The 21,161-nt window shown below is 65.7% G+C and carries 20 protein-coding genes and 1 pseudogene; 7 read left to right on the top strand and 14 right to left on the bottom strand.

Going from position 1 to position 21,161, the window contains the following annotated elements:
• The first annotated feature begins 59 nt into the window (after positions 1–59).
• Positions 60–995, top strand: coding sequence for a M23 family metallopeptidase (locus tag GKZ92_RS10880; protein WP_006357620.1), 936 nt, complete (start codon positions 60–62; stop codon positions 993–995).
• A 22-nt stretch (positions 996–1,017) separates the two neighbouring features.
• Here the strand turns inward: GKZ92_RS10880 and GKZ92_RS10875 are convergent, their stop codons facing one another.
• From GKZ92_RS10875 to GKZ92_RS10845, 7 genes and pseudogenes are all read right to left on the bottom strand, one after another.
• Complete coding sequence (locus GKZ92_RS10875) at positions 1,018–1,347, bottom strand: metal-sensitive transcriptional regulator (RefSeq protein ID WP_006357621.1); 330 nt, start codon at positions 1,345–1,347, stop codon at positions 1,018–1,020.
• Positions 1,344–3,278, bottom strand: a complete 1,935-nt coding sequence (locus tag GKZ92_RS10870; protein WP_006357622.1) for a heavy metal translocating P-type ATPase — start codon at positions 3,276–3,278, stop codon at positions 1,344–1,346. Before GKZ92_RS10870 ends, GKZ92_RS10875 begins: the two co-directional genes overlap by 4 nt.
• A gap of 263 nt (positions 3,279–3,541) precedes the next feature.
• Positions 3,542–5,896 (bottom strand): heavy metal translocating P-type ATPase, encoded by a 2,355-nt coding sequence (locus GKZ92_RS10865; protein ID WP_155225242.1) that lies wholly within the window; start codon positions 5,894–5,896, stop codon positions 3,542–3,544.
• A gap of 77 nt (positions 5,897–5,973) precedes the next feature.
• Positions 5,974–6,924 (bottom strand): hypothetical protein, encoded by a 951-nt coding sequence (locus tag GKZ92_RS10860; protein ID WP_006357624.1) that lies wholly within the window; start codon positions 6,922–6,924, stop codon positions 5,974–5,976.
• Between the two features lie 92 nt (positions 6,925–7,016).
• Positions 7,017–7,223, bottom strand: a complete 207-nt coding sequence (locus GKZ92_RS10855) for a heavy-metal-associated domain-containing protein (protein WP_006438347.1) — start codon at positions 7,221–7,223, stop codon at positions 7,017–7,019.
• 103 nt (positions 7,224–7,326) lie between these two features.
• Complete coding sequence (locus GKZ92_RS10850) at positions 7,327–8,595, bottom strand: MFS transporter (protein WP_006357626.1); 1,269 nt, start codon at positions 8,593–8,595, stop codon at positions 7,327–7,329.
• Positions 8,596–8,598: 3 nt separating this feature from the next.
• Positions 8,599–9,126 (bottom strand): annotated as a pseudogene (locus tag GKZ92_RS10845) (pyridoxal-5'-phosphate-dependent protein subunit beta); the annotation flags it as partial.
• Positions 9,127–10,363: 1,237 nt separating this feature from the next.
• On the opposite strand from GKZ92_RS10845, the gene GKZ92_RS10835 reads away from it, so the two are divergent.
• Positions 10,364–11,059, top strand: a complete 696-nt coding sequence (locus tag GKZ92_RS10835; RefSeq protein ID WP_155225241.1) for a hypothetical protein — start codon at positions 10,364–10,366, stop codon at positions 11,057–11,059.
• A gap of 205 nt (positions 11,060–11,264) precedes the next feature.
• On the opposite strand, the gene GKZ92_RS10830 is transcribed toward GKZ92_RS10835, so the two are convergent.
• On the bottom strand, positions 11,265–11,642 hold the full coding sequence (locus GKZ92_RS10830; protein WP_040003998.1) for an SRPBCC family protein: 378 nt from the start codon (positions 11,640–11,642) through the stop codon (positions 11,265–11,267).
• Positions 11,643–12,036: 394 nt separating this feature from the next.
• Positions 12,037–12,870, bottom strand: a complete 834-nt coding sequence (locus tag GKZ92_RS10825) for a DUF4436 family protein (protein ID WP_035752376.1) — start codon at positions 12,868–12,870, stop codon at positions 12,037–12,039.
• A gap of 250 nt (positions 12,871–13,120) precedes the next feature.
• Between GKZ92_RS10825 and GKZ92_RS10820 the strand changes: the two genes are divergently transcribed.
• The gene (locus GKZ92_RS10820; RefSeq protein ID WP_035752373.1) at positions 13,121–13,510 is read left to right on the top strand and encodes a DUF1304 domain-containing protein; all 390 of its coding nucleotides are present in this window, start codon (positions 13,121–13,123) and stop codon (positions 13,508–13,510) included.
• 33 nt (positions 13,511–13,543) lie between these two features.
• On the opposite strand, the gene GKZ92_RS10815 is transcribed toward GKZ92_RS10820, so the two are convergent.
• Positions 13,544–14,191 (bottom strand): LGFP repeat-containing protein, encoded by a 648-nt coding sequence (locus GKZ92_RS10815; protein ID WP_035752370.1) that lies wholly within the window; start codon positions 14,189–14,191, stop codon positions 13,544–13,546.
• A 240-nt stretch (positions 14,192–14,431) separates the two neighbouring features.
• Between GKZ92_RS10815 and GKZ92_RS10810 the strand changes: the two genes are divergently transcribed.
• Positions 14,432–15,760 (top strand): oxygenase MpaB family protein, encoded by a 1,329-nt coding sequence (locus GKZ92_RS10810; RefSeq protein WP_035752367.1) that lies wholly within the window; start codon positions 14,432–14,434, stop codon positions 15,758–15,760.
• Between the two features lie 168 nt (positions 15,761–15,928).
• Here GKZ92_RS10810 and GKZ92_RS10805 read toward each other — a convergent pair whose 3' ends face one another.
• The 4 genes from GKZ92_RS10805 to GKZ92_RS10790 form a co-directional block, all read right to left on the bottom strand.
• On the bottom strand, positions 15,929–16,132 hold the full coding sequence (locus GKZ92_RS10805; protein WP_230461933.1) for a hypothetical protein: 204 nt from the start codon (positions 16,130–16,132) through the stop codon (positions 15,929–15,931).
• Between the two features lie 122 nt (positions 16,133–16,254).
• Positions 16,255–16,710 (bottom strand): nitroreductase/quinone reductase family protein, encoded by a 456-nt coding sequence (locus GKZ92_RS10800; protein WP_035752364.1) that lies wholly within the window; start codon positions 16,708–16,710, stop codon positions 16,255–16,257.
• Positions 16,711–16,776: 66 nt separating this feature from the next.
• A complete protein-coding gene (locus tag GKZ92_RS10795) occupies positions 16,777–17,391 on the bottom strand; it encodes an AMIN-like domain-containing (lipo)protein (protein ID WP_035752361.1) in 615 nt (204 codons plus the stop codon).
• A gap of 22 nt (positions 17,392–17,413) precedes the next feature.
• Positions 17,414–18,046, bottom strand: a complete 633-nt coding sequence (locus GKZ92_RS10790) for an LGFP repeat-containing protein (RefSeq protein WP_035752551.1) — start codon at positions 18,044–18,046, stop codon at positions 17,414–17,416.
• A 122-nt stretch (positions 18,047–18,168) separates the two neighbouring features.
• Between GKZ92_RS10790 and GKZ92_RS10785 the strand changes: the two genes are divergently transcribed.
• From GKZ92_RS10785 to GKZ92_RS10775, 3 genes are all read left to right on the top strand, one after another.
• Positions 18,169–18,792, top strand: coding sequence for a helix-turn-helix domain-containing protein (locus tag GKZ92_RS10785; RefSeq protein ID WP_035752359.1), 624 nt, complete (start codon positions 18,169–18,171; stop codon positions 18,790–18,792).
• A gap of 43 nt (positions 18,793–18,835) precedes the next feature.
• Positions 18,836–19,498: an enoyl-CoA hydratase-related protein gene (locus tag GKZ92_RS10780; RefSeq protein WP_035752356.1), complete on the top strand. Its 663-nt coding sequence runs from the start codon at positions 18,836–18,838 to the stop codon at positions 19,496–19,498.
• A 128-nt stretch (positions 19,499–19,626) separates the two neighbouring features.
• Positions 19,627–21,129 (top strand): APC family permease, encoded by a 1,503-nt coding sequence (locus GKZ92_RS10775; protein WP_035752354.1) that lies wholly within the window; start codon positions 19,627–19,629, stop codon positions 21,127–21,129.
• The last annotated feature ends 32 nt before the right edge of the window (positions 21,130–21,161 follow it).

Genomic DNA, 21,161 nt, shown 5'->3' with positions numbered 1-21,161 from the left:
GGGTACACGCATGGCACTAGTGCGAGGGTCTACGACGTCCGTGGGGAAGGTGCGACCGCATGCAGATGGTGTTGACATCGCTACGGGTCAAGGCGGGGCAGCGGTGGGGCCCCAAGGCGCTGGGGGTGGCGGTGGCGGTGTGTGTGGGCGTTGCGCCTGTGATCGCCACCGCACCGGCGGCGGCCTCGACCGATGGACATGTGGCCGGGGAGTTGATCGCGATCGTGCAGGACTCGGTGAAGGCCGCATTGGGTGGTGCTGCAGCGGCGAGTTTGGGGGAGCCGATCACGCAGGCGGCGTCCTGCCTGGGCGCTCAGGCCCAGTCGGGCAGTGTCGGCGATGCGGGCAGTGTGGCCGCGCTGCAGTGCTTCGGAACGTTTTCGCGCATCGATCCGATAGACGGGTTCCGGATCATCGACGCGTTACCGCTGGCCCGGCTGGTGGCCACCCTGATCGCCGCGATCGTGCCGCACGATCCGAACGAGCCGCATGGCCCCCAACCGCAGGAACCCGGAACGCCGACGCCGCTGCTGCCCGGTAGTGGCGGCGCGGTGGCGCCGACTGCGGGTGAGATCACGTCCACCTTCGGTGACGGACGGGGCCATCAGGGCATTGATATCGGTAATGATCTGGGTGCGCCGATTGTCGCTGTGGCTGACGGGGAAGTCATCACCTCCGGACCCGCTGAGGGGTTCGGGTTGTGGATGCGGATCCGCCACGATGACGGCACGATCACCACCTACGGCCACAACGACGAGAATCTGCTCGAGCAGGGCGCGCGAGTACGGATGGGGCAATCGATCGCCACGGTGGGCAACCGTGGGGTGTCGACCGGCCCGCATCTGCATTTCGAGGTTCTCGATCCGACGGGAGTCAACGTTGATCCGGCACAGTGGCTGGCCGATCGTGGGGTGGTTCTGGCGATGGCCGCTGATGCCGACGCCCCCGCGCCGGGGCCGGTGGTGCCCCAGTGGGTCGGCGAACGACGCCTGTGACGAGCCAGCGCGGTGTGGTGGGTCAGGAACGAACGAGGCGAGCGATGGCCGCCGAGGCTTCAGCGATCTTCTCCTGTGCCTCGTCGCCGCCGGAGTGGGCGGCATCGAGCACGCAGTGGGTGAGGTGGTCGTCGAGCAAGCCCAGCGCCACCCCCTCCAGTGCCTTGGTCAGCGCCGAGATCTGGGTCAGGATGTCGATGCAGTACTGCTCCTCATCGACCATCCGGTGGATACCTCGGGATTGGCCTTCGATGCGCTTGAGCCGGGCCAGGTATTTGCCCTTGTCGCTGATGTAACCGTGGGAGGAGTGTTCCGGTGCGGAGGAGTTTCCCGGGGCGGAGGCAGTGGTCATGGACTCACCTTCTCAGTGGATCGCGGTCGGTTGTGCTGCAGTGCACGCACTGTACTCGCGCCTGGGTGCAGGTCGAGTCGGCGCAGCAGTTGCGCGTTGAGTGCGACCACGACCGTCGAGGCTGACATCAGGATCGCTCCGACCGACATCGGCAGGACGAACCCGATGGGCGCAAGAATTCCAGCGGCCAGCGGTACCGAGATCAGGTTGTATCCCGCTGCCCACCACAGGTTCTGCTTCATTTTTCGGTAGCTGGCGTCCGACAGCTCGATGACCGACAGCACCGAGCGGGGGTCGTCGCTGGCGAGGATGACCCCGGCCGAGGCGATCGCGACGTCGGTACCGGCCCCGATCGCGATGCCCACATCGGCTTGGGCCAAGGCCGGGGCGTCGTTGACGCCGTCGCCCACCATCGCCACCTTGCGTCCTTCGTGCTGCAACTCAGCCACCTTGCTGGCTTTGTCTTCCGGGCGTACACCGGCGAACACCCGGTCGATACCGAGGTCGTGAGCGACGGTGTGCGCGACCGCTTCAGCGTCGCCGGTGATCATCACGACCTCGACCCCGCGGGCGTGCAGCGCCTCGACGGCTTGGCGGGATTCCCCACGCACCTCGTCAGCGAGTTTGACAGCTCCGATCAGCTCAGTGTCGCGGGTGACATGCAAGATGATTGCGCCGTCGGCGCGCCAGCGATCAGCGATGGCCAGTTCCTGATGGCCCTGTTCCTCGAGCATGCGGGGCCCGCCCACCCGCACCGTGGCACCCTCGACGCGAGCGGTCACACCAACCGCCGGTGACGAGGTGAAGTCGGTGGCCGCGGGAACCGGCTGGGCGCGGTCGCCGGCCGCTGCGACAATTGCTCGCGCCAGCGGGTGCTCGCTGTCGGCTTCGGCGCTAGCTGCCAGGGTGAGCACGGTGTCCTCATCGACACCGTCGGCGCCCGCGATCTCGATGACGGTGGGCTCACCCTTGGTCAGGGTTCCGGTCTTGTCGAACAGCACCGCATCCACAGTGCGCATGGCCTCAAGTGCCAACCGGTCTTTGACCAGCACGCCGCCGCGGGCGGCGCGTTCTGTGGCAATGGCCACCACCAGAGGGATAGCCAAACCGAGTGCGTGAGGGCACGCGATGACCAGCACGGTGATGGTACGAATCACCGCCTGGTCGGGTTGACCGATGACCGTCCACACGATGGCGGTGATGATCGCTGAGCCGAGCGCGAACCAGAACAGCAGCGCTGCGGCGGAATCGGCCAACCGCTGGGCGCGGGAGGTGGAGTTCTGCGCGTCTGCCACCAGGCGCTGAATCCCGGCCAGCGCCGTGTCGTCGCCGGTGGCGGTGATCTGGACCCGCAGCCCCGAGTCGGTGGCCACCGTGCCGGCCACCACCTGATCGCCGATGCCGCGGCGCACCGTGCGCGATTCTCCGGTGACCATGGATTCATCGAGCTCGGCCGAGCCGTCCACGACGCGACCGTCGGCCGGGACGCTGGCCCCGGGGCGCACGATCACCACATCTCCGACCTGCAGCTCACTGGGAGCAACGGTGGTGATGTGGTCGCCCTCGACGCGTTCGGCCTCATCGGGCAGCAGCGCGGCCAGCGAGTCCAGGGCCGAAGTTGTCTGGGCCAACGACCGCATCTCGATCCAATGCCCCAACAGCATGATCACGATGAGCAGGGCCAGTTCCCACCAGAAGTCCAGTTCATGGTGCAACACACCGATGCTCGCACCCCAGGACGCCACGAAGGCCACCGTGATCGCCAAGGCGATCAACAGCATCATTCCCGGTGCGCGCGACCGCAGTTCTGCAGAGGCGCCTACCAGGAACGGCCGCCCACCCCAGCAGTACATCACCGTACCCAGCACCGGTGAGACCCACTGCAGCACTTGACTATCGGGTAGGTCGTAGCCGATGAGCATCGCGAACATGGGTGAAAAGGCTACGACCGGCACAGCCAGGGCACCCATGATCCAGAACAGCCGGCGGAACTGCCCGACGTGATCACCATGGCCCGCATGCCCGCCATGCCCAGCGTGATCATGTTCGGCGTGATCATGGTCTGCGCGGGCGCGCTCAGCATGGTGATCGTGGTGGTTGTGTGACGCTGCGGCGAGTTGGCCGTGGTGGCGTTCGTCGGCGGCGTCGTGACCGGCGTGCTCAGGGGAAGAGTGCTCGGAGGAGGAGTGCTCGTTCATACCGTCACCTTATACCTCTGGGGGGTATACGTCGAGGGGGTGGTGGATGGAGTTGTGGTCGATGAGTGGGGCGGGCTGGTGAAGGCGCGTAACCGCAGGCTGTTGCTGACGACGAACACGCTGGACAACGCCATGGCGGCGCCAGCCAGCATGGGGTTGAGCAGTCCCAGCGCGGCCAGCGGTATCGCGGCGATGTTGTAGGCGAATGCCCAGAACAGGTTCATTTTGATCGTTTTCAGAGTGCTGCGTGCCAAGGCGATCGCGTCGGCGGCAGCGTTGAGGTCGCCGCGGACCAGGGTGATGTCGGCGGCATGCATGGCGGCGTCGGTGCCGGTGCCCATCGCCAGCCCGAGATCGGCGTGGGCCAGGGCAGCGGCGTCGTTGACGCCGTCGCCGATCATGGCCACAACCTTGCCTTCGGATTGCAGATCGGTGATGACGGCGGCCTTGTTGGCCGGCAAGACGTTGGCGATGACGGTGTCGATCCCGACCTCAGCGGCGACGGTGTCGGCGACGGTCTGGTTGTCGCCGGTCAGCAGGATGGGCGTCATACCCAGTGCGGTGAGCCGGGCGATGGCGTGTGCGCTGGTGGGTTTGATCGCATCGGCGACCGCCAGGACCGCATGAGCGCGGCCGTTCCAGCCGACGAGTACGGCGGTCTGTCCGGCTTCCTCAGCGGCGGCCTGTGCCTCGTTGAGGTGGGGGTCATCCACGGCGATGTCGTGTTCGGCCAGCAGCGTCGGACGCCCGACGGTGACAACTCGTCCCTGGACCGTGCCGCGCACGCCTCGACCTTCGAAGCTGCGGAAGTCTTCGACCTCGTCGAGCTGTCCGACTTCGGCGGCTGCACCAGCAGCAATGGCGGCCGCGACGGGGTGCTCGGAGGCGTTTTCCACCGCTCCAGCGAGGGCGAGCACGTCGGCGCGAGTGGTGGTGGGGGAGGTGGTGACCTGGACGAGTGTCATCTGGCCCGTGGTGACCGTGCCGGTTTTGTCTAGGACAACGGTGTCGATGGTTCGGGTGGATTCGAGGACTTCGGGGCCTTTGATCACGATGCCGAGTTGGGCTCCGCGGCCGGTACCGACCAGCAGTGCGGTCGGGGTGGCCAGTCCCAGCGCGCAGGGGCAGGCGATGATCAGCACAGCGACCGCGGCGGTGAACGCCGCTTGCAGGGGATAGCCGGCGCCGATCCACGCGCCGAGGACTGCGATGGCGACGGTGATGACCACCGGCACGAAGACGCTTGAGATCCGGTCGGCCAGTCGCTGGGCGTGGGCCTTGCCGGTCTGGGCGCGTTCGACCATCGCGGCCATTTGCGCGAGTTGGGTGTCTGCCCCCACGCGGGTCGCCCGCACCCGTAGGTGTCCGCCGGCGCTGACTGTCCCGCCGGTCACGGTGTCGGCGGGGGCAACCTGGACTGGCATCGACTCGCCGGTGACCATGCTGGCGTCAACTGCCGAGGTGCCAGACACCACCACACCGTCGCTGGCGATCTTCTCGCCGGGCCGCACAATGAACTCGTCGTCGACGGCGAGCTCGCCGATCGGTATCCGATGCTGGTGGCCGTCCCTGACCACCGTGACGTCTTTGGCGCCCAGCTCCAACAAGGCCCGCAACGCCGCACCGGCTTGCCGTTTGGACCGCTTCTCGAAGTATCGGCCGGCCAGGACGAACATCGTGACCCCCGCGGCGACCTCGAGGTAGATGTTGCCTGCACCGTCAGAGGCGCCGACCGTCAAGGTGAATCCGTGGGTCATGCCTGGTTGTCCGGCGGTGCCGAAGAACAACGCATACAACGACCACAACAGCGCCGCGGTGGTGCCGACCGAGATCAGAGTGTCCATCGTGGCCGCGCCGTGGCGCAGGTTGAGCAACGCGGCGCGATGAAACGGCCAGGCCGCCCACACGATCACCGGCGCGGCCAACGTCAACGACGCCCACTGCCAGTAGGTGAACTGCAACGTCGGGACCATTGCCAGCGCGATCACCGGTACCGAGAGAACCACCGCACCGATCAGTCGGTGACGCAAGGCCACGAGCTCCCCGTCGTCGTCCGAAGGGTCGTCGTCGGGGTCGGCGCCTGTGGGAATGGCGGGCAGCGCAGCGCGGTACCCGGCCTGTTCGATGGTCTCGATCAGCAGGTGGGGGTCGACACCGGCGCGTGCGCTGACGTGAGCTTTTTCGGTGGCGTAGTTCACCGAGGCGCTCACTCCGTCGAGTTTGTTCAGTGTGCGTTCGATGCGTGCCGCGCACGAGGCACACGTCATGCCCGACACGGCGAGTTCGACATCGACGGTGCCTGTCTGCTCGGCGGTGGCCGCAGGTGGGTGGATCGGAGCTGAGGTGGTCATGGGGAAGTTCCTCGAAGGGTGAGCGCCTCGGCGCAGTGCCTCGGTGCAGTGGCCCCGGGGTGGCGCTGGTTAGCGAGTTAGTGTCCGGCGTGCGGATCGGCCGAGGGGGCCGTGGAGTTGGTTGTCGGGGCCGGGGCGCCGGTGGGGGCGTCGAGAACGAAGGTGGCGGTGTGCACAGCGCCGTCGACCTGGAAGTCGAGGTAGAGCAGATAGCGGCCCGGGGTGGGGGCGGTGGTGGCGAAGCGGACCTGTGGTCCCGCGAGTTGACCGGCGGTCGGTGCCGCGCCCTCAGGGTGAACATGCAGGTAGGCCAGGTCGCCCTGACGCAGAGCCACCAAGTGACCGAAAGCGCCCAGATACGGCTGCAAGGTAGTGACCGGTTGTCCTGCTCGCCGCACGGTGACGGTCAATTCGGACTCGGCTCCCGCGCGCAGGTGCCCGGCCAGCTCGATGTCGAACCCGTCGACGGATGACTGTCGTGATTCGGCGGCGGCTGGGGCCGGCTGGTAGTCACCGCTGACTTCGACGGTGCTGGTCAGGGTGAGGGGTTGACCGGTGGCGGCGGGCACGAAGTCGGCATAGATCCGGTAGCTGCCTCCCGTCGCCCACTGCCAGGGCAGCGACCAGCGCCCTTCGGGCGAGAGAGTGGGGTGCACGTGTCGAAAGTAGGCGCCATCCGCGCGGACGACGATCAGGTGCAGCTGCTTGTCGTGCTCGGTGGCGAAGTCGGTGACCGCGGCCCCGGCGGCGTCGAGGATCTCAAAGCTCAGCGGTGCTTGCATCCCGGGCGCATGGGGTGCCACCACATTTCCCAGGATGAAGCCGCCTGCTGCCAGCGAAACCCCGCGAACCTGATCGGCACCGGGGGACGCAGATGATGACGGTTGGGCAGTGTGGCCGACATGGGTGGACTCGGCCGACGACGGTCGTGGCCGATCGGGTGCGACACCCGCGGCGATGGCATAGGCCGCGGCGAAAACTATCAGCAGAGCCGCAGCGAAGACGCCGAGCTTGGTTGGAACATTCATCGCTGGATTCCTGTCATCGGTGGTGGCGACACACACGCCGCCCGGAGAAGGGCTGAAGTCGCCAGTGGGCAGACACTTCAGCCCCTCATCGGCTACTGCGCCAGGTGGTAGCCGGCCTCTTCGACCGCGACGCGGATCGCGTCGGGCTCGATCGGGGCCGAGCTGGAGATGGTGACTTGCCCGCTGGCCACGTCGACCTCGACGTCGGTCACGCCGGCCAGTGCTCCGACTTCTTCACGCACCGACGACGCGCAGTGCCCACACGTCATTCCGGAGACGATCACTGTCGATGTGCTCATGAGATGTGCCCTTTCGGTACAGCAGTGGTGCCGACGACCCTCAGGAGGCCTGTCGCTGTGGCGTCTCGCCACACCACCTTTATACCCTACCCCCCTAGGGTAATCAATGGGTGGAGGTGGGTTGAGCTTCGGTGGGGGCGGAGACGCTGAGCCATCCGCGGCGGTGCAACATCAACAGGGCGGACGCCGCCGCTATGCCGGTGAGGACCAAAGCGATCCACACCAGTTCGGGCATGTCGCGGGTGGTGGCTGCGCTGAACAGCCACCCGGTCGCGGCATTGCCGAGCAGAATCCCGATCCCGACGATGGTGTTGTAGAGCCCGTAGTGGGTGGCGACAAGCGTGCCGCGGGCCAGTCCCACCACAGTGTCCATTTCGAATGGGAACACTGCTGCGGTGGCGGCGGCGAGCAGGGCTGCGGTGAGTAGCAGTGCGGCGATGTTGAGGGCGATGTTGCGCTGATGCGTTGCGGCGCTGGCGACTAGGGGCAGGAAAGCTGCAGCCATCAGTGTCATTCCCACGCTCAGGCTGCCGGTACTGCCCCAGCGGTTGCCGAACCATGCGGTGATGCGTAGCTGTCCGGCGATGGCCACCAGACCGGTCACCACAAACATTGCGGTGACAATGCTGGTGGCGAGGGTGGGGTTGTCCGCTATGCGGTCGGCGTGCAGGGGCAGCGCGAGGTAGACCTGAAAGGACAGCACATACGAGCTGGCCATCGCCACAGCGAAGAGCAGGAATCGCCGGTTACGTACGACGCTGCGCCAGTCCTGAATGATCGAGGTGTTGCTTGGGGCTGGTGTTGTTGCGGGTAGCGCTTTGATCTGCACGAGGGTCAGGACCGCGAAAACTGCTGCCGCACACAGGGAGGTGAGCCGAAAATCCAAAGCGGTCAACGCCAGTCCGACCAGCGGCCCGAGCAGGATGCCGGCCTGGTAGAAGACGTTGAACACGGCGAATGCTTCGATGCGACGTTCACCGGCGTCGGCGGCCAGGTAGGCGCGGACGGCGGGGTTGAACAGCGCCCCGGCGAATCCCGTTGCCGCCGAGGCGATCAGGATCGCGGGCAGCGAACTGGCCAGGGCCAGTAGGATGAATCCGATGACCCGCATCAGGCATCCGGCGATGATGAGCGGTTTGTACCCCCAGCGGTCAGCGAGTGTTCCCCCGATCAGGAACATGCCCTGCTGGGAGAAGTTGCGTATCCCCAGGACCAGGCCCACTGCCCATGCCGCCAGGGCCAGCGGGCCGGCGAGATAGGCGGCGAGATAGGGCATGAGCATGTAGAAGCCGAGGTTGATGGTGAACTGGTTGACCATCAGCACTTGGCTGGGGCGATCGAAGCTGCGGAAACTGCGGTAGAGGCGTCGCATAGGTCAGCTCGTGGGCTCGGTGTGCGGCATGTGAGTGGGGTCGATGATGGTGGGGCACCGGGTCCAGCTACTCGCGACCTGGGTCAGCGGATCGTTGATGGTGTGGGGGGCAGTGGGCGCTGGGGCGTCCATCAGGTCGTGAGCTTGGCAGTACTCGTCGTTGTAGATGGTTCCGTAGTAGCGGGCGGGGCCATCGGGGAAGACCGCCGCGATGCGCGTATCGGCCGAACGAGTGCGAGCCAGCCAGCCCGAGACCAGGGCCACCGCGCCCACGCTCCAGCCGCCGGTGGCGTACTGCGTGGCGGCCAGGGTGCGGCATGCCCAGACTGCTTCGGCCGGCGCCACCCAGTGCACCTCACTGAACTGGTCGTAGGCGACGTTGCGGGGGTAGATGCTCGAGCCGAGTCCCCGCATGATCCGTGACTGTGCGGGCTGGCCGAAGATCGTCGAGCCGATGGTGTCTACGCCCACGACTTCCAGCTCAGGGTTGAACTGCCGCAGAGTATGAGCCACACCGGGGGAGCAACCACCATCACGCCGACGGCCGCACTCACGGCCACCGCACACGAAACAAGCGCCCGCCACGCCTCCCCACCTCGATCCGGCTGGCGGGCAGCGGCGACACCACACGCTACGACCGCACCGAACAGTCCCAGGAGTGTCCCTTGGGCCACAATGTTTGCGATCACCACGCCTCCAACAGCCAACCTTGAAACTATGCTAGATAGTAGTTTAGGTGGGCTGGAGGGCGCTGACGGAGGGGGAGTAGCTCTATCTTCTTCGTCGGTGGGACCGCCGCCTGCATCGATGAGTTGGTCCTCGCCCCCGATTTGGAAGCCTGGGACATCGAACTCGACCACGAATCATGGCTCACGACGCGTTCAACCCGCTGCCACCCGCTACGCGCTGACTTCGTTCCTAGCCCGTCCTACCTCACGATCAACGTTTTCGCGACGTCTCCCCGCGGAGCTGTGACGGCTACGGTTAAGCAATGTCGTCGACGGGCGTTGTGCGGGTATGGCATTTCAGTAAAGGGTGGGGTGTGTTCGACTCACCGGACACTCCCGGCGGGGTGTACGCCGACGCTCAATCGCTCAGACTCCTAGCGGTAGCCGATCTGAACGATCCACTCGCTTCGATGGGTTTGCGTCCGGGGACGGAAGTCGAGTTCGTTTGGTCAGATGCTGCGGATGACCCGCTCGAAGGTTTGCGCTACGAAGTACAGCAGGCGTGGCCGATCGGCGTGGCCGCTACTCCGCCGTCGCCGCCGGCCGGGGCGTTCTCCACCAACCTTTTGGACCAGCGAGGGTGACGCCGGCCCAGATGGTTTGACATCGATGCGCGAGCACCGCCACGAGCAACACTTCAGGTCCCCGCGATCTCTCGATGTTATGTAAGGAGCGCTTGAAAGATACTCTCCCCCAGTGATTTACAAGTGCCGATAATAGTAATTATGTCAAGTAGTCGGTAGCGAGTTGCATCATCCGCGAACTCGAGGTCATGCTCCGATTCGTCCAGTCACTCCTCGTCGACCCCGGCGACCCTCCTCGTTCGCCAGAGGAACTACGCGCATTCCTGCATCGTTGGGTTGGAACGCCCATTGAGGCGAAGATCCCGACGTCCTAGTCGGCTCGCCGATGGCCCGATCAAAGACATTGCCGCAGAGGGGGCTTCACCTCTCTGGACCCAACGCGCCGAAAACACTGTGCTCGCAGTCGTGGCCGACTCCGGCACAGCACCCACGCCACATCAAGCGACGGCCGACGCCGTGATCGCAGCGTCTCTGGCCAACGTTGCTGTCGCTCAGGCGACTCTGGCCGCGGCGCGGGCAGCCGGGATACCGACGCCCACGCCCAACCGACGAGCCTTGAGCCGAATCGCCGCACTCAGGTTCACCGACTCCCTCCCAGGGCTGGGCCGCGACGTCATTGCCGAAATACGTCACATAGTCGCCGGGCAACCGCGTTCGATACTGCTGCGTATCGCCATCACCCTGGCTCTGAGCGCGGCGCTGGTGGTGAGTTACCACACCCTGGGATGGAGACGGTACGACGACGCCGCATCACTGACCCTGTATGTGTTCTCGGTGATCGTCGGAAGCGTGGTGTGCACCAACGCTCTGTGCTTCGAAGCCGGCCGAGTACGCCGCCGGCTGACAGGTGGTCAACGCCTTTGGCAATTGCTGATCGTCAAGAATCTCGCAATGGCGGTCCTGGTGACGGCAGCCGGCACGCCGGTGATGGCCGTGCTCTCCCTCACCGCCGGCACCAACCCCATCGCGATGGTCGACCAGTTCATCACGATGGTCTTCATCTGGCTGGGAGTGGGCAACGTACTCTCGGTGGTCTTCCCCCTACGCCAAGAGCCCTTCTCGGCTCGTCTGCGAGACGGCACCTGGGTCCCGTATCTGCTGTCCTACGGGATCGGGCTCACGGTCAACCTCATGATCTACTGGCGGCTCTAGGCCCGCCACAGCGCCGGCGACCACATCACCGGCGGCAACACCACAGCCTTCGTCGTGGTCGTCGCCAGCGCACTGAGCAGCTGGATACTACTGACACTCCTCGCGGTCGCCTGCAGTCACAATCCACGAATACGCCAACTCCTCTCCCAAGAAATGGTCGAATACCAGGCCCAGCGCACGCGACCCTGACACCACGGCCCGTCCCCTATTCCAGACGCGCCGCGATCCGTTCGATGCGCGGCAACGCAAAGGCCATCACCGGCAGATACGCCGCTGCCCAGACCGGCGCGCCGAAGCTGAGAACGCAGCCGCCCGCCATCGGAATCACCTCGTGCCGCGTCGCGTTCACACCTGCCACCCTCCAGGCCCACAACCGTCCATCCACGAACTCGGTGACCTCGAAAGGCAGCGGCACCCCAGCGATAGTCGTGATCGTCCCGCGTGCCCCGGACGCCAACTCGACGTCTCCGTTCACGCGTGCCCCTGTGACAGTGGGCCCCCATCTCGGCCAGGCGTTCACATCGGTGATCGTTGCCCACACCGCTTCGGGGGGCAGGTTCATCCGCAATTCGGTCGTCGGCATGCCGTGGCGGAACGAAGTGCGGACCCGCAGAGCCGACATCAGCGACGCTGGAGTCGCCGGACAACTCATCGTTCGGCCCGACCGAACAGCTCCCGCGCCCAGTCGACGTCTTGCAGCAGCCGTTTCCACCCCCGCGGTGCAGGACTGCCGTGGTCGAAGGTGTTACGCAACATCGAACCATCGTCGCAGAACGTGGTCGGGACGGCACTCGTCGCCACTCCCGGACGTGGCCGTCCATCTGGGTTGCGCGAGTAGGGTGCGCCTGTGAACGAGCGCCCCGGGTTGTCTACGTGAGTGCCGGCCAAACCTGACGACGAACCGATCGCGCCCAGGCGTCGTCACCGCGATCCCGGGAGGACCCGCAAAGGCTACGCGCGTTTCAACGTGCCCCGGATCAGGGAGCCTGTTTCCACCACGCGACGACATACAGCGCGAGCGACGCGACGAGACCACCGAGGACCCAGAGAACCACCGAGTAGTCGACCCATGATCCGAACGGGGGCGAACCGGGGAAGATGTTGCGCAGGGGTAGCACGGCAAACAGCATCACGGCGAACCAGGTCACCATCGGAGGCTGAAACGCCTTGCGGTGGCGGACCGTCTGGATCGAGACGAACAGGGTGCAGATCGGCAGAACGACCAGCATCGCGCACAACGCGAGATCAAAGGCCAGCGATGCGGCCGCCCTGGACGAGGTGACCGGGAACGCCTTTCCGCCGGCGACGGTGTCCCCGGCTTTGATGTCCCAGCCGATCAGCGAGTCGATCAGCACGACCTCTGTCGGCAACGCGGCATCGTTCGGACCGAACGCCTGTACCGTCACCGACTCCGCGACGTATCTGTCGAACGGCCAGAGCCGGATGTCGCCGTCGCTGTACAACGACACCGGCAGAACCCCGGGGCGTGTACCGGCGGGGAACGTCAGCTCGGTGTCGGAGACCGTCGGCGAAACGTCTACGGTCAGATCCTGTTTGAGGTCGCCTCGACCATCGAGCAGATCACCACCGGCATCGATCGAGACGGTGCCGGCCACCTCGAAGTCGGCGCCGTTGACCGTGTTGATATCGAGGTACACCACGACGCCGTTCGCCACTGGTCTACTTGCTTCCGCACCGTCATCGGTTCCACCTTTGGCGTAGACCACCAGGACGGAGACATAGGCGATCATCAGGCCGACCACGATCGCCAGCGCCACAACCCACGAGAATCTTCTACCGGTCTCCGCCATACTCCAGCCTCCACGCTCATCTCCCGTTCGGCGGCCGTAAGCAGGCGCCGGCTGCCGGAAAGTCTATGGGTGCACGCCAATACCGCTCCGGGCCGGGTGGAATTCGGAATGCAGAGCACGTCAGCAGCAGCAACCGACTATTCCGGGCAAGATCCCGCGGCGGGCGCAGCGGTTCCGAGGAGGCGCCCCAGTGGCACACTGGTCGGAACGCACTACTTCCGACGAAGCGAGCACGCGTGAGGAGTTCACAATGGTCATCGCAGGTTTGGTACTCGCCGCGGTCGCGGGGCTCCTCCACGTCCTCATCTTCTATCTGGAATCCATCGCCTGGACGAGCGAGCGCGCCCGCGCGACGTTCGGCACCGGGACGGTGGAGGAAGCGACAGTTCAGAAGGAACTCGCTTTCAACCAGGGGTTCTACAACCTGTTCCTCGCGATCGCGGTGTTCGTCGGAATCGTGTTGTACGCCATTGGATCTGACGCCGTCGGGGCGACGCTGGTCTTCACGGGCACCGCGTCGATGGTCGCTGCGGCATTGGTTCTGGCGCTTTCGAGCCCCGACAAGATCGCGGCCGCACTCAAGCAGGGCGTGGTTCCCTCGCTCGCAGTGATCGCGCTCGCCGTCGGCCTGATCGTCTGAACCCGGCGAACTCCTCGCCTACGCAGCCGCCGCTCACTTCAGGCCCGACGGAACGACCTTGCCGTTGACCGTCACGATGACGTCGCCGGTTGCTGTGTTCTCCGAGATGGTGCCGTACTCGAAAGTCACCACTTCGAGGTCACCGTCGGTGGTCACGTCGCTCGTGGGCACACCGAGCGGCCCGGCCGAGCCGTTCTTGCCGGTGAGTAAAGGCACGCCGTCCGGGGCACGTTCGGTATTCCATGCATCCCGGATCTTTCCCGAGGTGACGATATACGCGGGTGTCCCGGGGTTGGCGTTCTTCGCGATGATCACGCCGCGTTGGAATTGCTGGTACACGACGCCGCTGTCTCGGGTTCCGGCATTGTGATCCCCGGTCAGCGGTATGCCGATGGCCCGCTTCTGGGCGTCGGTCGCCGCCGCGTATTTGACTGCGAGCGGGCCGACCAGAGTCACCGCGACGTCGTCCACCCCCGTGATCGTCACCGTAGCGGGCGTCCCCGGGGTGCTGGTCTCCGCAACCGTCCGATCGTCGGCGTCTGACGGGGAGACGGAAGCCTCGGCCGATGATGCCTTCGATGACGTGTCGTTCGCGTCGGCACCACCGCAGCCGGCAGCGATCAGCGCGACGACGAACATTCCAGCAGCAAGGTTGGCAAGACGGAGAGCCACACGCGTCATGTTTTCCTCTCGGACATCGACACGTAGCGAATCCGGTACGCGCGAACCAGTGTCGTGTCGGAGTCTAGCGGCTCGACGCCCCACGTCGGCAGGTCCTCATCGTAGGCGGACACGATTCGATGCCATGTCACCAGGTGAGACGTTTTCGATGCAATGTCCCAAATCGGTCATGGCAGGTCGCCAGACCTGCTCCAATGGCGATGAGAGCAATGACTCGTCGACGGTGACTGAGAGGTCGGGATGGCGCACTACTACCCAGAACTGGCGGAGCGGGTCGCACGGCAGGCCGACGAGTTGCCCGAGCTGTATGGCGACTTCGACTTCGACACGACCCCGGAACGTTTCACCACCGACCCCGATGTCGAGTCTGCGCTGCCGAGTCGATTGGGCGATCGCAGCAAGTATTTGAACGACCCGCGTCTGATGGAACTGGTCCACACATCGACGTTTCTGGCCGACGTGCCCGCCGATCGGGTGGCTGCACTGTCTGCGCAGTATCCGGTCTCCGAACTCGTGAGTCTCGTTCGACGCGTATGCCGCGCGGGCGCGGAGAATGTTCCGGACGCTCCCCCGGAGATCGGCGAACTCATCGCCGTGATGCAGGAGAAGCCCGACTGGATCGACTTCGATCTCATCGACGACGGCGCCGCATACTCCCGTCTGTATGCCGCGCTCGTGTCACCCTTCATGACCCGGGGCGCATTCCTCGCGACCTTCACCAACAGCTATGCGGCGCTGCCGATGACGATCACCGGCGCGCTGTCGGGCACCCGAGCCGCACACCGTGTCAACGAGACCACCGCCTACTTCGCGGTCACGGCGCTACCGGGCGGTCTCAGGCGTTTCGGTCCGGGCTTCGAGGCGACCGTGATGGTGCGCCTGATGCATTCGATGGTCCGGTTCAATGCATTGCAGCGGACCGGCCACGGCAACAGCAGGAAACGAACTTGGGACACCAGGATCTACGGCCTGCCGGTCCCCCAGATCGACCAGTTCCCCGCAGGCATGATCGGCCCTTATCAGAAGGCAGACAAGGCAGTCAGGGCCAACCGTGAACTCCCTTACGACGAGCGGGCGATGGTCGAGTTCCATCGCTACCGCGGGTTCCTGCTCGGACTCCCCGAGGAACTGCTGCCCGGTTCCGCGCAGGAGATCGTCGACCTGTTCAACGCGCGGGCCGCAACCCTGCGCCACGGCTACGACGACGACTGCCGCAAACTCGTCAGCTCCACGATGGACGCCTACCTGCGCCCAACGGAGAGCCCCTTCGACCGTGTAGCCGACGCCGTCGAAAAGAGCTACAGCAAGCTCGCTTTCGCGGCCGCCTTCTGCGAGGGAAACCTCAGGAAGGCTGCCGACATGGGCGTCGACCTCTCGATCGCCGACCTCGCGCGTGCAGCCGCGACCGCGCCGTGGTTGACCGGCCGGTTCGCCGCGGTCCGCATCGCCGGCAAACTCCCGGTTCTGCAGAATCTCGCCGATCAATACATCACCGAACTCGTCAGGAGGCGCCTCGACGACTACGGAATCCCTGAGTACACAACCGATTCCCGTGAATACGCACACTGACGGACCCGTGCACAGGGCGGCCGGTCAGCGGTGCCGGGGCGACCGATACCGGACGACTTGCAGAGGCTTCATCGCCAGAGCACCGGGGGCACCCCTTCGGCCGTCAGACTTCCGCCGCCGGCGCGCCACAGTCGGCCATCTCGAGAACCGGTACCAACAAAACCGAAGTCAGGCGAGTTTCAGGACTGCCGGTTCCGCACGCGGGAGTTGGTCGGGACATGGCGTCGTGGCGCCGGCCTCCGACGCCGTGTCGAGCGAGTCGCGTCGCCGATTGCCGCCGGGATACTCCATGCGGCGCTGGAAACGATCCATGCCGACAGTGAACACCGTGAGCCCCACTGGGGCGAACAGTCCCACGATGAGTGCGACCATGCGTCGTTCCTCCTGGTGTTCCGATACGTTGACCGGGAGGGAATATAGCCATTCGTTCGTATCGGTAAACATCGCATCGCCGTCGTCGGCGACCGAAGGTCACCACAGCCCGGCGGCGCGGGTCAGCGGGGGTCGATTCGGAACACCCCACAGCGTCCCGCAACGGCGGCGAAAGCGTCCGGGGTGACGTCGGTGACCACGCCGGCATCCTTCATCATCTTCGGTCCGTCACTGCCCGACAGTTCAGGCCAGGCGCGGAGTACCGGCACCGCCTGGTCGGCGGGCAGTTCGACAAGACGGACATCGGTCACGTCCCCGCGAATCGACAGCTGCGCCAGCCCGTCGGCGGCGCGGACGTTGCGAGCCCAGTCGGCCCCGGGGAATCCTTCGAGGAGGTAGCGGCCCCCGTCCACGGCGACGACGGTCAGCGGCGTCCGCCGAGGCTTCCCGCTCTTTCTGCCGGGCACGATCAGGACCGGCAACTCCTTCATCCCACCGAAGCGTTGCAGGAACAGGAACACCTTGTTCATCGGCTTGAGCCAGCGCGGCGGCGTGACAGTTCGCGGTGACGTGGGCATGCTCGCTCCTTCCGGCGCCTTACTCCGTACACCGTACTAGGTTTACGGCGGCGGGTACACCGGCGGTCAGCGCTGCACGTCGATGACGAGTCGCGTCGGGTTGGTCAGCACGTCGACGGTGAAAGGAGCTCCGCGTTCCGACACCCCGATGAAAGACTGTGTGACACCTTCGAATACGAGCGCGCCCCGCACCTCCACCACCGACCCGCCTGGCTGTGCACGAATCGGATCGGGACCGGCATACGGCTCGACCCCGCTGTCGAAGGGGTACGCCGACCCGGTGATCTGGACTTCCAGGATCGCTCCACCCGCGACATCGACCGGGAAGCCGCTTCCGTCCTGGAGCGCCTCGTCGACATAGGCGACGCGCCAACCGGGCCGGCCGCTGCCCCCGAGCTCGTAGACGACCCGATCGAATCCGTCGTGCGAGCCGGTACGGATGTCGGTGACGGTTAGTCGAGCGCCCTCACCTGCGGGCGCGGTCTTCGGACCGGCGCTCTCGCCATCGGTCGGCACATCGGACGCCGTCGAACCGGTCTCGGACGGCGGCGTCGACGTCACCGTCTCGGTCACCGTCGGGGCGACACCGACGTCACTGTCACGCTCACCGTCGGCAGCCGAACAGCCCGCAACGACGAGAGCAGCGGCGACCAGGACCACCGCGGCGCGCACACGCATCATGAGCGCCCACGCTACCCGGGGATCAGGGCCAGAAGATGGTGCCGTTCTGGAAGTCCTGGGCAAAGCGGCTGCCGATGCGGTACTCGCCGCCGAGCGGAACGCCGTAGTACCCCTTCGCGGCCCCCTGCGCGCGCCACTTCTGCAAGATCCCGCCCCAGACGATCTGGGCGCCGCCGTTCTTGGACCAGGTGATCGTGCCGCCCTGGAAGTCGCTGGTCCGCCCCTTGCCCGACTTGTACTCGTTGGTCGTGGGGAAGCCCAGCGCGCCGCGCTCGGCGCCGATCTTCTGCCAGCGAGTCCGGATCGCGCCGCCGACCTGATGAGCCGTTCCGGCGTCGACCGTCGGGTGCCAGTAGAACGACACGTCGCGGGAAAAGGTTTGGTACCGGCCACGCTTGGCGGACGCCCGTTCGGGACCGGTCGGTGCGCCCCACTTCCAGAAACCGCCGGTCTTGGAGTAGGCCTCCTCGATCTTCCCGCCGACGACGATCCCGTTGATCACCCGATCGGCCTGGGCGTTCGGAGCGAGAACGACGAGAGACATCGCGGTGGCCAGGATCGCCAGTCCCACCGAGGCAAACCGCGACCGGTTACGGCCGGCGGCGGGGCGGGTGTCACGTGAGGCGCGTCGAATCAGGGACGAGAGACCAGACATGGGCGTGATCATACGGATGCAACGGGTACATCGTTAGGGCAGCTCACGAGCGTCGTCACGAATCAGTCGCATGGCGGGGATCACAGCGGGTAACAGAGCAACTGCTCTGTTACCGTTTTCTCGTGCCCCGGCCCAGAACTCATGACCTCGAGCAGTTGCTCGATGCCGCCGAGGCGCTGGCGGTCCAATCGGGCGCTGCTGCAGTCACGGTGCGAGCCCTCTCAGAGTCGACGGCAGTGTCCAACGGTGCGATCTATCACGCCTTCGGCTCGCGAGCGGGTCTCGTCGGGCGGGTATGGCTGCGCGCCGCACAGCGTTTCCTGACCGCGCAACGCGAGGCAGTGGAGGCGACCCTCGACTCCGGGCGGGGCCGGGACATCGCCGTCGAGGCGGTCGTCGTTGCCGCCGACGCCCCGGCGCGCTTCGCTCTCGATCAGCCCCTGTCCGGGCGATTCCTGCTCACCGTGGACCGAAGCGAACTACTCGGGAACGCCGATCTACCCGACGATCTGGCCGATGAACTCCGGGACCTCGATCAAGCTCTCGTCGACCTGTTCCGGACGCTGGCGCACGCGGTCTGGGGACGCACCGACCGCCAGACGGTGGAGGTCATCAGAGATTGCGTCGTCGAGCTCCCGACCGCCCTCCTTCTCCGCGGCCGACGTACCGCCGACGCCGCGGTCCGCGAACGCCTCGCCGCGGCCGTCCGCGCCGTGCTGTCACTCGCCCCTCCTGGAACCAACTGATCAGCCGCTGCGACAACAACTCTCCACGGACAAGGAACCGAACATGACCGCAACACTGGAATTCCACGACGACATCGCAGTCCTGATCCTCGGCGAGGACGAAAACCGTTTCTCCCCCCGCTTTCTCGAGTCAGTCAGCACCCATCTCGACAAGGTCGAATCCGACGCCCGCGGTCTGGTGACCGTGGGCTCGGGCAAGTTCTACTCCAACGGACTCGACCTCGACTGGCTCCTCGCCAACGGCGACAAGGCCGACTCCTACGTCGGACAGGTGCAGGAACTCTTCGCCCGGCTGTTGAACTTCCCGCTGCCGACAGTGGCCGGGGTCAACGGTCATGCGTTCGGCGCCGGCGCCATGTTCGCCCTCGCTCACGACTATCGCGTGATGCGTGAAGATCGTGGCTACTACTGCTTCCCCGAGGTCGACATCCGAATCCCGTTCACCCCCGGCATGGCTGCGCTCATCCAGGCCAAGCTGACACCCCAGGCCGCACTGACCGCCATGACCACCGGACACCGTTACGCCGGACCGGAAGCGGTCGCAGTCGGACTGGCCGACTCGGTGGCCGACGAGCACGCCATCGTCTCCAGCGCGCTCGATCGGCTCAAGCCGCTCGTCGGCAAGGACTCGAACACCCTCGGCGCCATCAAGTCCACGATGTTCCGCTCGGTCACCGAAGTGTTGCGTGAGGGCCACACACACTGACCCGTCCGAGGCCCTCGCTGTTCGTGCACCCGTTCACCGCGTAGGCCGACCGGAGGACGTTTCGGCGTTTTGCGTCGTTCGTGACCGTCGCTGTCTAGGTTTGATCTGACCTGAGCGGCGGAGGCCAGATGAGCAATCAGTCATCCCACAGTGATGCGAACGAGGTGTCCGCCGAGTTCGGCTACACCCCAGAGCTCAAACGCACGCTCGGCTCGTTCCAGGTGTTCGCCGTATCGTTCGCGTTCATCTCCGTCGCCGTCGGGATCTTCGGCACCTACGGCATGTTGCTGAACAACGCGGGCCCGGTGGGCATCTGGACCTGGCTGATCGCGCTGGCCGGTCAGATGCTGGTGGCGTTGGTCATCGCCCAGTTCGCCGCCCGCATCCCGCTCAGTGGATCGTCGTACCAGTGGGCGTCTCGGCTCGCCAACCCTCGCGTGGGTTGGATTTTCGGCTGGCTGACCTTCTGTTACCTCGTTGTGGGACTCATGGCAATCGACTTCGCGATGGCCAGCCAGTGCCTGATGCCATTGTTCAACATGACCCCCGACGAGCAGACCGCCCGCATCCTCACCGTCGTGATTCTGCTGGTGCAAGCGGCGCTCGCGATCGCATCGACCCGACTCGTCGGGCTGATCAACTCGCTGGCAGTGGGCGTCGAGGTGACGATCGTGGTGTTGCTGGTGGTCGCGCTGCTGGTGGCGGTCGCCGTGACCGGCGACGGTTCGGCCGCCAACCTCGGATCACGTGGCGTCGCAGCGGATTCAACAGAATACTTCGCCTTCGGCGGCGGCTTGATGGCCGTGATGATCGTCGGCCTGGCAACACTGGTGGGCTTCGACTCCGCGGCGAACATGGCTGAGGAGGCCAAGGATCCGCACCGCACGGTGCCGCGGGCCATCGTCGGCTCGGTCGCAGCGGCCGGAATCCTGGGAATGCTGTTCCTCATCGGACTGACCGTGGCGATCGACGACATCACCAAGGTGACCGCGTCGGAATCGCCGGTGGCGACCATCATGCGGGATCAGTTCGGAGCTCCGATGGAGCGAATCCTGTTGGTGGTGATCGCGATCGCATTCTTCGGCGGCGGACTGGTGTCGCTGACGTCGTGTGCACGCATGGTGTTCGCGATGTCGCGTGACGGGCGGTTCCCGGCGCATCAGGTGATGCGACGGGTCAACAAGCGGTCCCAGACCCCGATCCCGGCCACCGTGCTCCCGTTGGTCATCGGGATCGTCGTGATGATCGTGCTGCCGGGCGACGCGCTGATCGAACTCATCACCGCGGGCACTCTTTTCCCCGCGATCACCTACGGACTCGTCGTCATTCTCTATCTGGCCGTCCGCAAACGCCTGGACCGCAAGCGCGGTGCCTTCGACCTCGGTCGGTTCGAGTTGCCGGTGGCCGTGGCCGCCCTGGTGTGGTCGGTGTGTGCTGTCGTCATCCTGCTCTCCCCCATCGACGCGACCGTCCCCATGATCATCGTGGGCGGGCTGATCCTGGTCGGCTGTCTGTATTTCGGCTTCATGCTGATGTTCCGGCGGGAAGTCCTCGACAGCGAACCCGGACAGGACGTGTTCTCCGACACCGACCGTCGTACCGACCCCGACCCTCAGGACGCCGAGGTCTGATCCGGCCGGGCGCCCGCGGTTTCGGTCACGAT

This window comes from Gordonia sp. 135, from assembly GCF_009720185.1.
Classification (GTDB): domain Bacteria; phylum Actinomycetota; class Actinomycetes; order Mycobacteriales; family Mycobacteriaceae; genus Gordonia; species Gordonia alkanivorans.
The sequence above is the reverse complement of the archived record's forward strand: the minus strand, read 5'-3'. Positions and strand labels throughout refer to the sequence as shown.

What these genes read in the sequence shown, in the direction of transcription:
- GKZ92_RS10880 (WP_006357620.1), top strand. Translation starts at nt 60, where the DNA reads ATGCAGATGGTGTTGACATCGCTACGGGTCAAGGCGGGGCAGCGGTGG.
- GKZ92_RS10875 (WP_006357621.1), bottom strand. Translation starts at nt 1,347, where the DNA reads ATGACCACTGCCTCCGCCCCGGGAAACTCCTCCGCACCGGAACACTCC.
- GKZ92_RS10870 (WP_006357622.1), bottom strand. Translation starts at nt 3,278, where the DNA reads ATGTTCGCGATGCTCATCGGCTACGACCTACCCGATAGTCAAGTGCTG.
- GKZ92_RS10865 (WP_155225242.1), bottom strand. Translation starts at nt 5,896, where the DNA reads ATGACCACCTCAGCTCCGATCCACCCACCTGCGGCCACCGCCGAGCAG.
- GKZ92_RS10860 (WP_006357624.1), bottom strand. Translation starts at nt 6,924, where the DNA reads ATGAATGTTCCAACCAAGCTCGGCGTCTTCGCTGCGGCTCTGCTGATA.
- GKZ92_RS10855 (WP_006438347.1), bottom strand. Translation starts at nt 7,223, where the DNA reads ATGAGCACATCGACAGTGATCGTCTCCGGAATGACGTGTGGGCACTGC.
- GKZ92_RS10850 (WP_006357626.1), bottom strand. Translation starts at nt 8,595, where the DNA reads ATGCGACGCCTCTACCGCAGTTTCCGCAGCTTCGATCGCCCCAGCCAA.
- GKZ92_RS10830 (WP_040003998.1), bottom strand. Translation starts at nt 11,642, where the DNA reads ATGCCGACGACCGAATTGCGGATGAACCTGCCCCCCGAAGCGGTGTGG.
- GKZ92_RS10825 (WP_035752376.1), bottom strand. Translation starts at nt 12,870, where the DNA reads ATGGCGGAGACCGGTAGAAGATTCTCGTGGGTTGTGGCGCTGGCGATC.
- GKZ92_RS10820 (WP_035752373.1), top strand. Translation starts at nt 13,121, where the DNA reads ATGGTCATCGCAGGTTTGGTACTCGCCGCGGTCGCGGGGCTCCTCCAC.
- GKZ92_RS10815 (WP_035752370.1), bottom strand. Translation starts at nt 14,191, where the DNA reads ATGACGCGTGTGGCTCTCCGTCTTGCCAACCTTGCTGCTGGAATGTTC.
- GKZ92_RS10810 (WP_035752367.1), top strand. Translation starts at nt 14,432, where the DNA reads ATGGCGCACTACTACCCAGAACTGGCGGAGCGGGTCGCACGGCAGGCC.
- GKZ92_RS10805 (WP_230461933.1), bottom strand. Translation starts at nt 16,132, where the DNA reads ATGGTCGCACTCATCGTGGGACTGTTCGCCCCAGTGGGGCTCACGGTG.
- GKZ92_RS10800 (WP_035752364.1), bottom strand. Translation starts at nt 16,710, where the DNA reads ATGCCCACGTCACCGCGAACTGTCACGCCGCCGCGCTGGCTCAAGCCG.
- GKZ92_RS10795 (WP_035752361.1), bottom strand. Translation starts at nt 17,391, where the DNA reads ATGATGCGTGTGCGCGCCGCGGTGGTCCTGGTCGCCGCTGCTCTCGTC.
- GKZ92_RS10790 (WP_035752551.1), bottom strand. Translation starts at nt 18,046, where the DNA reads ATGTCTGGTCTCTCGTCCCTGATTCGACGCGCCTCACGTGACACCCGC.
- GKZ92_RS10780 (WP_035752356.1), top strand. Translation starts at nt 18,836, where the DNA reads ATGACCGCAACACTGGAATTCCACGACGACATCGCAGTCCTGATCCTC.
- GKZ92_RS10775 (WP_035752354.1), top strand. Translation starts at nt 19,627, where the DNA reads ATGAGCAATCAGTCATCCCACAGTGATGCGAACGAGGTGTCCGCCGAG.